This window comes from Caballeronia fortuita, assembly GCF_001544835.2.
Taxonomy (GTDB): domain Bacteria; phylum Pseudomonadota; class Gammaproteobacteria; order Burkholderiales; family Burkholderiaceae; genus Caballeronia; species Caballeronia fortuita.
The window spans coordinates 481,375-494,204 of record NZ_FCNX02000002.1 but is presented as its reverse complement, the minus strand read 5'-3'; the positions used below and the strand labels follow the sequence as shown (position 1 = coordinate 494,204).

Annotated in this window: 13 protein-coding genes and 1 pseudogene; 9 read left to right on the top strand and 5 right to left on the bottom strand. The window is 64.0% G+C overall.

The genetic code is table 11. The features are described from left to right. Positions 1-46 precede the first annotated feature (46 nt). Positions 47-814 carry a hypothetical protein gene (locus AWB77_RS06510; protein WP_061133559.1) on the top strand — a complete coding sequence of 256 codons (768 nt, stop codon included), beginning with the start codon at positions 47-49 and terminating at the stop codon, positions 812-814. A gap of 206 nt (positions 815-1,020) precedes the next feature. After that, positions 1,021-1,215: a hypothetical protein gene (locus AWB77_RS06505; RefSeq protein WP_061133558.1), complete on the top strand. Its 195-nt coding sequence runs from the start codon at positions 1,021-1,023 to the stop codon at positions 1,213-1,215. A gap of 32 nt (positions 1,216-1,247) precedes the next feature. On the opposite strand, the gene AWB77_RS06500 is transcribed toward AWB77_RS06505, so the two are convergent. Further along, positions 1,248-2,075 carry a MetQ/NlpA family lipoprotein gene (locus tag AWB77_RS06500; protein ID WP_061133557.1) on the bottom strand — a complete coding sequence of 276 codons (828 nt, stop codon included), beginning with the start codon at positions 2,073-2,075 and terminating at the stop codon, positions 1,248-1,250. A 242-nt stretch (positions 2,076-2,317) separates the two neighbouring features. Between AWB77_RS06500 and AWB77_RS06495 the strand changes: the two genes are divergently transcribed. From AWB77_RS06495 to AWB77_RS06480, 4 genes are all read left to right on the top strand, one after another. Next, positions 2,318-3,304 carry a sulfonate ABC transporter substrate-binding protein gene (locus AWB77_RS06495; protein WP_061133702.1) on the top strand — a complete coding sequence of 329 codons (987 nt, stop codon included), beginning with the start codon at positions 2,318-2,320 and terminating at the stop codon, positions 3,302-3,304. A gap of 116 nt (positions 3,305-3,420) precedes the next feature. Continuing rightward, positions 3,421-4,569: an FMNH2-dependent alkanesulfonate monooxygenase gene (gene ssuD / locus AWB77_RS06490; RefSeq protein ID WP_061133556.1), complete on the top strand. Its 1,149-nt coding sequence runs from the start codon at positions 3,421-3,423 to the stop codon at positions 4,567-4,569. Beyond that, positions 4,566-5,348 carry an aliphatic sulfonate ABC transporter permease SsuC gene (gene ssuC, locus AWB77_RS06485; RefSeq protein WP_061133555.1) on the top strand — a complete coding sequence of 261 codons (783 nt, stop codon included), beginning with the start codon at positions 4,566-4,568 and terminating at the stop codon, positions 5,346-5,348. Before ssuD ends, ssuC begins: the two co-directional genes overlap by 4 nt. Next, entirely contained in the window at positions 5,345-6,142 is a 798-nt protein-coding gene (locus tag AWB77_RS06480; RefSeq protein WP_061133554.1) for an ATP-binding cassette domain-containing protein, read from the top strand. The genes ssuC and AWB77_RS06480 overlap by 4 nt, the downstream gene beginning before the upstream one ends. Here AWB77_RS06480 and AWB77_RS06475 read toward each other — a convergent pair. Continuing rightward, positions 6,139-6,612, bottom strand: coding sequence for an Lrp/AsnC family transcriptional regulator (locus AWB77_RS06475; RefSeq protein WP_061133553.1), 474 nt, complete (start codon positions 6,610-6,612; stop codon positions 6,139-6,141). The two genes, AWB77_RS06480 and AWB77_RS06475, sit on opposite strands and share 4 nt — an antisense overlap. A 134-nt stretch (positions 6,613-6,746) precedes the next feature. On the opposite strand from AWB77_RS06475, the gene AWB77_RS06470 reads away from it, so the two are divergent. The 3 genes from AWB77_RS06470 (at position 6,747) to AWB77_RS06460 (ending at position 10,946) form a co-directional block, all read left to right on the top strand. Continuing rightward, positions 6,747-8,120, top strand: coding sequence for an amino acid permease (locus AWB77_RS06470; protein WP_061133552.1), 1,374 nt, complete (start codon positions 6,747-6,749; stop codon positions 8,118-8,120). Between the two features lie 11 nt (positions 8,121-8,131). Next, positions 8,132-9,337, top strand: a complete 1,206-nt coding sequence (locus AWB77_RS06465) for an amino acid aminotransferase (RefSeq protein WP_061133551.1) — start codon at positions 8,132-8,134, stop codon at positions 9,335-9,337. Between the two features lie 67 nt (positions 9,338-9,404). Continuing rightward, the gene (locus AWB77_RS06460) at positions 9,405-10,946 is read left to right on the top strand and encodes a class I adenylate-forming enzyme family protein (RefSeq protein WP_061133550.1); all 1,542 of its coding nucleotides are present in this window, start codon (positions 9,405-9,407) and stop codon (positions 10,944-10,946) included. A gap of 1 nt (position 10,947) precedes the next feature. Here the strand turns inward: AWB77_RS06460 and AWB77_RS06455 are convergent. The 3 genes and pseudogenes from AWB77_RS06455 to AWB77_RS06445 form a co-directional block, all read right to left on the bottom strand. Continuing rightward, positions 10,948-11,196, bottom strand: a pseudogene (locus AWB77_RS06455) (benzoate/H(+) symporter BenE family transporter); the annotation flags it as partial. Between the two features lie 95 nt (positions 11,197-11,291). Continuing rightward, positions 11,292-11,570: a muconolactone Delta-isomerase gene (catC, locus tag AWB77_RS06450; RefSeq protein WP_061133548.1), complete on the bottom strand. Its 279-nt coding sequence runs from the start codon at positions 11,568-11,570 to the stop codon at positions 11,292-11,294. Positions 11,571-11,601: 31 nt separating this feature from the next. After that, complete coding sequence (locus AWB77_RS06445; RefSeq protein WP_061133547.1) at positions 11,602-12,729, bottom strand: muconate/chloromuconate family cycloisomerase; 1,128 nt, start codon at positions 12,727-12,729, stop codon at positions 11,602-11,604. Between the last annotated feature and the right edge of the window lie 101 nt (positions 12,730-12,830).

The following is a 12,830-nucleotide window of genomic DNA, read 5'->3' as shown; positions in this document are numbered from 1 at the left end:
GCCCCCGAAGGCGGCGCCCGTGAACAATCGGATGCCAAAAAACGATATGAAACTGCTCGCCCGACTCATGCTGCTTTCCCTGCCCATTCTCGCCGCGTGCGGAGGCGGCGGCGACGATCAGACCTGCGTGTCCGATCTCAGCAATCTGACCAAGTCCTGCACGCCGGTCACGTCGCATGCGTTGCCCGAAGGCATCTGGTACGGCGCGGTGAATTCGTCGCAGTCGATCGCGGCGCAGACCATCGTCATGGAAAACGGGCAGTATTTCAGCATCTACACGCAGGGCGGTTCGTTCGTCTGGTTGATCGAAGGCATCATGACGGCGACCGACGGCACCTTCACCGATACGGCGACCAACGGCTTCCACTCGCTCGGCGCGATCCGCGGCGGCTCGCTCTCGGGCAATTTCTCGGCGAAGAGCACGCTCACCGCGACGACGACGCTCTTCGTCAGCCCCGACACCGGGCCCACGAACTTCAACGGCAACTACAACGCGACCTACGACACGCCGATCGCCGTGGCCGATGTCGCGCGTAGCTGGACGAGCGCTTCGGGCGTGACGCCGGCATCGACGATCACGTTCTCCGCCGACGGCACCGCGAAGGGCGTTCAGGGCGCGTGCACATTCTCGGGCAGCTTCAGGCCGCGCGCGAGCGGCAAGCATCTGCTCGACGGCACGCTCGCGTTCACGGGCGCGCTGTGCTCGCTCAATAATGTGTCGATGCCCGTCGAAGCGACCGTCGTGAACGGTCAACTGACCGTCGTCGGCGTGACGGCGCAACGCGATCAGGCGTTCTATCTGTCGGCACAGTGAAGGTTTCGCGCGCACGACGTTGCATCGGAAGATGAAACGGCGCGCGCTCTTGCTCGACTCCCAATATCCGGGACGACCCGGATTGCAGCGACCGGGGCGCGCGGCCTACTATCGAATCCCGCTGCCATTGCGGCCAGAGGTACCCCCGGGTCGGGCGTGACGCAACGCCGGCCTTCATCAGTTACTCGAACGATGGGGAGACAGGTATGCTCAGCGCACACGAATTCGCGACACTCATGCTAGTCAAGGATGCCGCCGATCAGATCATCGACCGGCACGAGCTCGATACGCTTCTCGAACGCCAGCTCATCGCGATGGAACAACTCGTGAGCGGCGCGCGCCTGCCGCGCATCACCGAAGACGGCGATCTGCTGCTGCGCGCGGTACGCCGCGTCCACTGAAGCGCCTATCCGTTTCGCTTTATCGCCTGGCTTTATCGCTGCGGCGCGCCTTCCCAGGCGGGCAGCGTCGCGCCGTGATAGACCTTGAGGATCGACGAAGCCACGTTGGTCTGCTGATAGCTCTCCACGAGCGTCTTGACCCACGGCGCCTGCGCGTCCTTCGCGTTCACCGCGATGAAGTTGCGATACGGATTGCTCTCGACCTTTTCCTGCGCGATGCGTTCGTGCTGGATGTCGATGCCCGCCTTGATCGCCCAGTCGGTGTTGACGACGGCGGCATCCACGTCGCCGATCGCGCGCCCGACGATGCCCGCGTCGAGTTCCTTGATCTGCACATGCTTCGGATTGCTTGCGATATCGCGCGCGGTCGGCAGGAGGCCGACGTTATCGCGCAGCTTGATGACGCCGTTGGCCTGTAGCAGAAGCAGCGCGCGTCCTTCGTTGCTCGGATCGTTCGGCACGCCGATGGCGGCGTTCTGCGGCAAGGCATCGACCGATTTCCACTTGCGCGAGTAGAGGCCGATCGGCTGCACGTAAGTAAAGCCCACGGGCACGATGTCATAGTGGCGCGCATTGATCTGCGCATCGAGATAAGGCTTGTGCTGGAACGAGTTGGCGTCGAGATCGTGCTGCGCGAGCGCCTCGTTGGGCTGCGTGTAATCGGCGAAGGTCGTGATCTTGACCGTGATGCCGTGCTTCGCCGCATTGGCCGCCACGGCGCGCCACACATCCTCGTCTTCGCCGGACATGATGCCGACGCGCACCGTCTGATTCGCCGCAAGCGACGGCTGCGCGCTCACCACGCCGCACGCGAGCAGGATCGAAAACAGAGTGGTCTTGAATGGATGCTTGATCTTCATGAATGCACACGCATGCTGATTGGAGGAAGCGTGATGCTAGAGGCGCGGCGTGCGCACGCCAAATAATTTCGGGCGCTATCGATATGCCGAAACCACGAAGCAGCCGACAAAGCAGCCGACGAAGCATCGCGCGGCGCACTATCGATATCACGATTTCTCGTTTAGCCCGTGCGATGCGCGTTGATAGCATCGTCGGCAATGGCATCGTCATCGGATGCCTTCGCTCATCGAGGAAACCGCGCATGTCCGACCGCAAGAACACGCCCTTCATTCCCGCGCGCCGCCGCACGCTCTTCACGCTCGCCGCGCTCGGTGCGGGGCTGTCGGGCGGATTCGCCGCGCGCATCGCGCAAGCCGCCGATGCGCCGAAAACCTTGCGCATCGGCTATCAGAAGTACGGCAACTTCGTCGTGCTCAAGGCGCGCGGCTCGCTCGACAAACGGCTCGCGGCGCAAGGCGTGACCGTGCAATGGCTCGAATTCCCGGCCGGGCCGCAACTGCTCGAAGGACTCAACGCGGGCGCGGTCGACATCGGCACGGTCGGTGAAACGCCGCCGATCTTCGCGCAAGCCGCGGGCGTCGATTTCGTCTATATCGGGCACGAGCCGCCCGCGCCGCACGCCGAGGCGATCGTCGTGCCGAAGGATTCGAGCATTCAGTCGGTCGCGCGACTACGCGGCAAGAAGGTCGCGCTGAATAAAGGATCGAACGTGCATTATCTGCTCGTCGAGGCGCTCAGAAAATCGAACCTTGCATGGTCGGACATTCAGCCGGTCTATCTCGCGCCCGCCGATGCGCGCGCCGCGTTCGTGCAAGGCAGCATCGACGCGTGGGCGATCTGGGACCCGTATCTCGCCGCCGCCGAAAAGCAGGCGAACGCGCGACAGCTCACCGATGCTAACGGCATCGTGCGCAACGTGCAGTACTACCTCGCGACGCGCAAGATCGCAACCGCGCAGCCGCAACTGGTGCATGCGGTGCTCGAAGAACTCGATCAGGTCGATCGCTGGGCGCGCGACAACGTGTCCGCCGTGGCCGCGCAACTGTCGCCGCTCGTCGGGCTCGATACGGGCATTCTCGAAACCGCGCTGAAGCGCACGTCGTACGGCGTGCAGGCAATCGATCCGGCCACGCTCGCGTATCAGCAGCAGATCGCCGATACCTTCACGAACCTCAAGCTGATTCCGAAGAAGCTCGACGTCACCGAGGCGCGCTGGAACGTCGCCTGATTCGGCGCGCGGCGTTAGCACGAACACGCACATCCTTAGCGCGAATCGATGGTTCGGTTGCGCGCGTCGCGTCGTTAGACTCGTTCGGGGCGGCACTCATCTACATCACGACCAACATGAATGTTTTCTGGTTCATTCCGACTCACGGCGACAGCCGATACCTCGGCACGTCGCAAGGCGCGCGCGCCGCGAATTACGATTACTTCCGACAGATCGCCGTAGCCGCCGACACGCTCGGCTACGAAGGCGTGCTGCTGCCCACGGGCCGCTCGTGCGAGGACGCGTGGGTGGTCGCGTCTAGCCTCATTCCTGCCACGAAGCGTCTGAAGTTTCTCGTGGCGATTCGTCCCGGCCTGAGTTCGCCGGGATTGTCGGCGCGCATGGCATCGACGTTCGACCGGCTGTCGAACGGGCGGCTGCTCATCAACGTCGTGACAGGCGGCGATCCGACCGAACTCGCGGGCGACGGCGTCTTTCACGATCACGACACCCGCTACGAAATCACCGACGAATTCCTGACGATCTGGCGTGGCCTGCTCGAACAGTCGCACGAAAACGGCGCGTTCGATTTCGACGGCAAGCATCTGCAATCGCAGGGCGGCAAGGTGCTGTATCCGCCGGTGCAGAAGCAGCATCCGCCGCTGTGGTTCGGCGGATCGTCGGCGGCGGCGCACGACATCGCGGCGAAGCACATCGACACGTATCTCACGTGGGGCGAGCCGCCCGAGGATGTCGAAAAGAAACTCGCCGATATCCGCCGCCGCGCGCAAGACGAAGGGCGCGACATCAAGTTCGGCATTCGCCTGCATGTGATCGTGCGCGAGACCGAGCAGGAAGCCTGGGCCGATGCCGACAAGCTCATCAGCAAGCTCGACGATGAAACCATCCGCCGCGCGCAAGCCTCGTTCGCGAAGATGGATTCCGAAGGCCAGCGGCGCATGGCCGCGCTGCATGGCGGCCGGCGCGACAAGCTTGAGGTGTATCCGCATCTGTGGGCGGGCGTCGGGCTCGTGCGCGGCGGCGCGGGCACGGCGCTCGTCGGCAATCCGGAGCAGGTCGCCGGATTGATGAAGCAGTATGCGGAACTCGGCGTCGACACGTTCATCCTGTCGGGTTATCCGCATCTCGAAGAGTCGTATCGGTTCGCCGAACTCGTGTTCCCGCTCTTGCCGCGACAACAGCGCGAGCAGGCAAGCGGGCCGCTGTCGGGACCGTTCGGGGAAGTTATCGGCACGTCGGAGTTGCCGCGCGCATCGGCATCATGACGCGCAACGTGATCGTTCGCCGCGCGTTGCCGTGGCTCGTGCCGCTGCTGATTCTCATCGCGTGGGAAAGCGCCGCGCGCACCGGCGGGCTGTCGGCGCGCGTGCTGCCCGAACCGCTTGCGGTGGTGAAGGCGGCGTGGTCGCTGATCGAATCCGGCGATCTCTGGGCCAACGTCAAGGTCAGCGCGGGCCGCGCGCTCGCTGGCTTCGCGATGGGCGGCGGCATCGGCTTTGCGCTCGGTCTTGCGACGGGTCTTTTCAAGCCTGCCGAGATCGCGCTCGATTCGACCGTGCAGATGATCCGCAACATTCCCGCGCTCGCGATGATCCCGCTGCTGATTCTCTGGTTCGGCATCGGCGAGGAGGCGAAGCTCGTGCTCGTCGCGCTCGGCGTGTTCTTTCCGGTGTACGTCAACACGTATCACGGCATCCGCTCGGTGGATCGCGATCTGATCGAGATGGCGAGGAGTTACGGCTTGTCGGGCATTGCGCTGTACCGGCATGTGATTCTGCCGGGCGCTTTGCCTTCGATACTCGTCGGCGTGCGCTTCGCGTTCGGGCTGATGTGGGTGATGCTGATCGTCGCCGAAACGATCTCGGCGCAATCGGGCATCGGCTATATGACGATGAACGCGCGCGAGTTCCTGCAAACCGATGTCGTCGTGGTCGGCATCCTGCTTTACGCGCTGCTCGGCAAGCTCGCCGACATGGCCGCGCGCGCGATCGAACGCGCCACCCTGCGCTGGCATCCCGCGTATCAAACGAAAACGCAAACATGAATCTGACCGATACCGGCACGCTCGCGCCCGCTTTCAGGCGCGCACAAACGCATGCACGCGCGCCGCTCGCCGGGCGCGATCTCGCCGTGTCGCTTCGTGGCGTGGACAAGCGCTTCGGCGAGCGCACGGTGCTCGACCGGCTGGACTTCGCGATCGAGCGCGGCAGCTTCGTGTCGATCGTCGGACGCAGCGGCTGCGGCAAGTCGACCTTGCTGCGGCTCATCGCCGGACTGGAGCAGCCGACGGGCGGCGTCCTGCAGCGCACCGCGGCTGGGTCGTCGGCCGAATTGCAGGTGCGCATCATGTTTCAGGACGCGCGCCTCTTGCCGTGGAAGAGCGTGCTGGACAACGTGATGATCGGCTTGCCGCGCGAGAAGCGCGACGAAGCGCGCGCGACGCTCGCCGAAGTGGGGCTTGCCGAGCGCGAGAAGGACTGGCCGTCGCGTTTGTCGGGCGGGCAGCGTCAGCGCGTGTCGCTTGCGCGCGCGCTCGTGCATCGGCCGGATCTGTTGCTGCTCGATGAACCGCTCGGCGCGCTCGATGCGTTGACGCGCATCGAAATGCACGGTTTGATCGAACGTTTGTGGCGGGAACATCGATTCACCGCGCTGCTCGTCACGCACGATGTGCAGGAGGCGGTGTCGCTCGGCGATCGCATCGTGCTGATCGACGCGGGCCGCATCACGCTCGATACCGCCGTGCCGTTGCAAAGGCCGCGCACGCGCACCGCGCCGGGCTTCGCGGAGCTCGAAGAGCAGGTGCTTTCGCGCGTGTTGCAGCGCGCGCAACCCTAAGCCTCCAGCGGCACTGCGCTCACGCACTTCAGTTCGTCGAGACACACGCTCGACTTCACGCCGCTCACGCCGGGAATGCGCATCAGCGTATCGAGCAGAAATTCCGACAGGCCTTTCAGGTCTCGCGCGATCACCTTCAGCATGTAATCGATATCGCCCGTCACGGCGAAACATTCCTGTATCTCCGCGAGCTTGCCGACCACGCCCTTGAACTTGGCGAGGTCGCGCACATGGCCGCGCTCCATCGTCACCTGAATGAACGCGACGACGCCGAAGCCGAGCGCCTGTGCATCGAGCCGCGTCTCGTAGCCCTTGATGACGCCGAGCTCTTCCAGCCGGCGATGCCGCCGCAAGGTCTGCGCGGGCGACAGATTGATCGCCTCCGCCAGCTCGAGATTCGAGATGCGTCCGCGGGACTGCAGCATCCCGAGCAAACGCACGTCGATACGATCGATCTCGATAGTCTGCAATTTAATTTCTCCAAGCCACCATCGATGAAATCCGCGCGCGCAAACTAGGGTTTGTCTGCGCGCCGTAGGAAATCATATTGTGCCGTAACAAATTTACACTGATTCCCCTAAATCGAGCACAAGGAGAGAGACACGTGGCACAAGAGGGACACGGCACGCTCAAGCGCGGTTTGAAGAACCGCCACATTCAGTTGATCGCGCTCGGCGGCGCGATCGGGACCGGATTGTTTCTCGGCATCGCGCAGACGATCAAATCGGCGGGGCCATCGGTGCTGCTCGGTTACGCGATCGCGGGCATCGTCGCGTTCTTCATCATGCGGCAACTGGGCGAGATGGTCGTCGACGAGCCGGTCGCCGGTTCGTTCAGCCACTTCGCGGACAAGTACTGCGGCCAGTACGCGGGCTTCCTGTCGGGCTGGAACTACTGGGTGCTCTACATTCTCGTGTCGATGGCCGAACTGTCCGCCGTCGGCATCTACGTGCAGTACTGGTGGCCGGGCATTCCGACGTGGATCTCCGCGCTCGTCTGCTTCTGCGTCATCAATGCGATCAATCTGACGAGCGTGAAGTCGTATGGCGAGCTGGAGTTCTGGTTCGCGATCGTGAAGGTGGTGGCGATCGTCGGCATGATCGGCTTCGGCGGCTGGCTGCTGTTCTCGGGCGGCGCCGGGCCGGAAGCGAGCGTGACGAATCTCTGGCGTCACGGCGGCTTCTTCCCGAACGGCGTCTCCGGTCTCGTCATGGCGATGGCCGTCATCATGTTCTCGTTCGGCGGTCTGGAACTCGTCGGCATCACGGCGGCCGAAGCGGACGATCCGTCGCACACGATTCCGCGCGCGACCAATCAGGTGATCTATCGCATTCTGATTTTCTACGTCGGCGCGCTGGGTGTGCTGCTTTCGCTGTATCCGTGGCAAAAGGTCGTGACCGGCGGCAGCCCGTTCGTGTTGATCTTCCACGCGATGAACAGCAACTTCGTTGCCCATGTGCTCAACGCCGTGGTGCTCACGGCGGCGCTCTCGGTCTATAACAGCGGCGTGTACTGCAACAGCCGCATGCTCTATGGTCTCGCGCAACAGGGCAATGCGCCGCGCGCGCTGCTGAAGGTGAACAAGCGCGGCATTCCGCTGATGGCGCTCGGCGTCTCCGCGCTCGCGACGGCCGCGTGCGTGCTCATCAACTATCTGATGCCGGGCAAGGCGTTCGAGTTGCTGATGGGACTCGTCGTGTCGGCGCTCATCATCAACTGGGCGATGATCTCGCTCATCCATCTGCAATTTCGCCGAGTGAAGGCGCGTAACGGCGAAACGACCGTGTTCAGGAGCCTCGGCTATCCGCTCACGAACTATCTGTGTCTCGCGTTCCTTGCGGGCATTCTCGTCGTGATGTGCCTGATTCCCGATCTGCGCATCTCGGTTTATCTGATTCCCGTGTGGCTCGCGGTGCTCGGCGTGGGTTATGCCGTTCGCAACCGCCGCCGCGCGAGTGCTGCGCTGTCGCGCGTCTGAAGGAGACGATCATGTTCGAACATATCGATGCCTATCCCGGCGACCCGATTCTTTCGCTGAACGAGGACTTCGCAAAGGACCCGCGCACGAATAAGGTCAATCTGAGCATCGGCATCTATTACGACGACGAAGGCCGCCTTCCCGTAATGCATGCCGTGCGCGAGGCGGAGGCGCAGTTGCTCGCGCAACCCGCCGCTAAACCGTATCTGCCGATGGCAGGCCTCGCGCCGTATCGCGATGCCGTGCAGGCGCTCGTATTCGGCGACGATTCCGCCGCGCGCATCGAAGGCCGCATCGCGACGGTGCAGACGCTCGGCGGCTCGGGCGCGCTCAAGGTCGGCGCGGACTTCATCAAGCGCTATTTCCCGGCCTCCCAAGTGTGGGTCAGCGATCCGACGTGGGACAACCATCGCTTCATCTTCGAGCGCGCGGGCTTCGCCGTCGGAACGTATCCGTACTACGACGAAGCGAGCGGCGGCCTCGACTTCGACGCGATGCTCTCGGCGATCCGCGATCTGCCCGCGAAGAGCGTCGTGCTGCTGCACGCGTGCTGTCACAACCCGACGGGCGTCGACCTGAACGATGCGCAATGGGTGAAGCTCGTCGGCGCGATGAAGGAGCGCGACCTGCTGCCATTCATCGACATGGCGTATCAGGGCTTCGGCGCGGGACTCGATGCCGATGCCTTCGCGATACGCGAGCTCGTCCGCCAGAACGTGCCGGCCTTCGTCGCCAATTCGTTCTCGAAGAACTTCTCGCTGTACGGCGAGCGTTGCGGCGCGCTCTCGGTGATCTGCGAATCGGCGGAGTCGGCTGCGCGCGTGCTAGGTCAACTGACGAGCGCCGTGCGGGCGAACTACAGCAATCCGCCGACGCACGGCGCGAAGATCGTCGCGCGCGTGCTGACGACGCCCGCGTTGCGGCAAGCGTGGGAAGAAGAGCTCGCGTCGATGTGTACGCGCATCGCGCGCATGCGTGGCGCGATTCACGCGCGCCTTGCCGGCAACGTGCCCGATGCGATGCTCGCGCGCTACGTCGAGCAGCGCGGCATGTTCACGTACACGGGACTTTCCGCTTCGCAGGTCGATACGTTGCGCGAGCGGCACGGCGTCTATCTGATCCGCTCGGGCCGGATGTGCGTTGCCGCGTTGAACGATCGCAATGTCGAGGCGGCTGCGAAAGCGATCGGCGACGTGCTATCGAAAGAGATCGCGTAGCCGCTCATTTTCGCCTCATTGTGCGCGCGCACACTGCATCCATCGCTGATGAAGGAGGGATGCAGTCATGGAAACTTTTCGCTCTTATGTCGATGTCCTGCTCGATCGGCTCGACGCCCACGCCGAACGCGCGGTGCTGCGCTATCTCGACGAGGACGTGACCGGCGGCGCGTTCGCCGCATCGATCTATCGCTATGCGCGGGCGCTCGCGTCATTCGGCGTCACGCGCGGCGCGCTCGTCGCGATGTTCGCGCCGAATTGCGCCGATGCGCTCGCCATCCGCTACGCGACGAATCTGCTCGGCGCGGCGACGATGTTCCTGCCCGCGATCGCATCGGCGGAACAGCGCGCCGCGTTCGTCGCGCGCATGCAGCCGATGTGGCTGATCGCGTTCGAAGAGACCAAGCATCTCGTGCCCGCGCTTGCCGGCGCACGTCTCGCGTATGTCGGCACGGGACCCGCGCGCTTGCGGCTGGATATCCGCGCGCGCGTGCAGCACGATTTGCCTGTGCAATGCCGCGCGCGTGCCGACGATCTCGCCGTGATCGTCTCGTCGGGCGGCTCGACCGGCACGCCTAAAGCGAGCCGCCGCAGCTTCGCCGCCTGGTCGACGATGGTGAGCGCGCCGAGTCCCGAGGACCGCCGTCAGCTCGTCAATGGCGCGCTCGCGTATCTGTCGCAAGTGCTCGTCGACAACACGTTGATGGGTGGCGGCGTGGTCGTGCTCAAGCCCGGCTACGATCCCGCGGACACGCTCGCGGCGATCGAAGCCGAGCGCATTACGGACGTGCTGCTCGTCGAGCCGCAACTCTTCGAGACGATGGATCATCCGGACGTGGCCCGACGCAATCTCTCATCGTTGCGCTCGATCGCGCATATCGGCGGATCGGCGCCCGCGATTCTGCGGCGGCGCGCGATTGCGCGGCTCGGTCCGGTGCTCACGCACATGTATGGCGCAAGCGAAGCGGGGCTTGTGAGTGTGCTGACGCCATCGAACTATCTGGCCAATCCGGATTTGCTGGAGAGCGCGGGGCGCATCCGGCCCGGCGTCGACGTGCGGATTCGCCGCGCTAACGGCACCTTCGCGCGCGAAGGGCAGCACGGTGCAATCGAAGTGCGGTCGAAGGCGGTGGCGCAGGGTTATTACCGGCAGCCGATCGAGGCCGCGCAGAAGTTTCGCGACGGCTGGTGTCTGACGGGCGATATCGGCTTCATCGACGAGACGATGAATCTGCATGTGCTCGGACGCGCGGCCGATGTCGCCGTGATCGATGGCGTCGCAATCGGGCCGGCGCGGATCGAGTCGGCGCTGTGCGCGTTGCCCGATGTGCGCTATGCGCGCGCTGTCGCATCGAGCGATGCAGCGCGCGGTTATGTGTGGGATGTCGCCGTCGTGCCGTGGACGGGAAGGCGTGTCGATGTCGCGCGCTGCATGCGGGCGGTCGAGTCGGCGTGTGGTGTGTCCGTTGCGAGGGCCGTGCGCATGGCTTCGATGCAACGCGTGCCGCTTACGGAGCAGGGCAAGGTGAATCGGGTGGCGATCGGGTTTTGGTGCCGGAAGGCGGTGAATGTGCGCGTCGAGACGGACGAGCCCGCGCATAGCACGTAAGTCAGCGCGCGTGCTTCGCTCTGCCGAGAACGAGATGCGCCAACGCCCCCAACACGATCCCCCAAAAGGCCGACCCTAACCCGAGAAAGCTCATATTCGAAGCCGTCGCGATGAACGCAATGAACGACGCTTCACGATGCGCCTCGTCCTGCACCAGACCGACGACATTCGCTGTAATCGCGCCGAGCAACGCAAGACCCGCGAGCACGGCAACGAATGCGTTCGGCAGCGCGGCGAAGAGCAAGAGGATCGCGAGCGGCCCCGCATACGAGATGATGACGGCAAGCAGCCCGGCGCTCGCCGCCGATACGGACCATGCACTTTCGCGCGCGGCCGTGTCGCGTGTCATCGAATCGACGACGGATGATGCGCGAGCGCGGTCACCTGCATCGTCATGTATGGAAACAGCGGCAAGCCCGACAGGATGGCATGAAGTTCATCGTGCGAATCGACATCGAACACGCTGTAGTTCGCATACTCTCCGACCACGCGATGCAACTGCTGCCACTTGCCCTGACGTTGCAGCCCTTGCGAGTATTCCTTTTCGCGCGCCTTGATTTCATCGGCTTGCGGCGCGGGCATGTCGTGCGGCAGATGAACGTCCATTCTGACGAGATAAAGCATGGCGGCCTCGATCGATATTGACTGAGTGGATTCACGCGCGCTGGTCGCGGCGATAGAACGCGAGCTTCTCTTCATCGATCTGAAGACCGAGCCCCGGGCCTTGCGGCATGTGCAGATCGAAGTCGCGATAATGCGGGCGCGCCGTCACGATGTCGTCCTTCAGGAGCAGCGGGCCGAAGAGTTCCGTGCCCCACGCGAGTTGCGGCAGTGCGCTGAATCCATGCGCCGATGCAATCGAGCCGATGCTGCCTTCGAGCATCGTGCCGCCGTAGAGCGACACGCCCGCCGCATCCGCGATGGCGGCCGTGCGCATCATTCCGTAGATGCCGCCTGACTTCGCGATCTTCAGCGCGAAGACATCGGCGCATGCGTGGCGCACGAGTTCGAGCGCGTCTTCGGGGCCCGTCACGGCTTCGTCGGCCATGATCGGCACGATGAAGCGCGCGGCCAGCCGGGCGAGCGCGCTGCGTTGCTCGCGCGGCGTCGGCTGCTCGATCAGATCGATGCCCGCGCTTTGCAGCGCTTCGATGCCGAACGCCGCATCGGTTTCGCTCCAGGCCTGATTCACGTCGACCGTGACCTTCGCGCCATCGCCGAGCGCGCTCTTGATCGCCGATACATGCGCGACGTCATCGCGCACGCTGCGCCTTCCGATCTTCAGCTTGAACGTGTTGTGACGTCGCTCGGCAAGCAGCATTTCGGCTTCTTCGATATCGCGCTGCGTATCGCCGCTCGCGAGCGTCCACAGCACCGGCAGCGTCTTGCGCACCGCGCCGCCGAGCAACTCGGACACCGGCACGTTCAGGCGCTTGCCCTGCGCATCGAGCAGTGCCGTTTCGAGCGCACACTTCGCGAAGCGGTTGCCGCGCGCGACCTTGTTCAGGCGCAGCATCGCCGCGTTGATGTTGCTCGCATCCTGCCCGATGAGCGCGGGCGCGAGATACGTATCGATCGTCAGCTTGATGCCTTCGGGACTTTCATCGCCGTAAGACAGCCCGCCGATGGTCGTGGCTTCGCCAATGCCCTCGATGCCGTCGCTCGTGCGCAGACGGACGATGACGAGGGTTTGCTGCTGCATCGTCGCCATCGCGAGTTGATGCGCGCGAATGGTCGGGAGATCAACCAGAATCGCTTCGACGGAGGTGATTTGGGCGTTCATACCTGAGATGTCGGAATGGATGGGTTGATGAGATATTGCGTGCCCGTTTGCCGCCTGTCCAAGACCGTTGACGTCTAGTGTCATACCCGCCAGGTATCGCG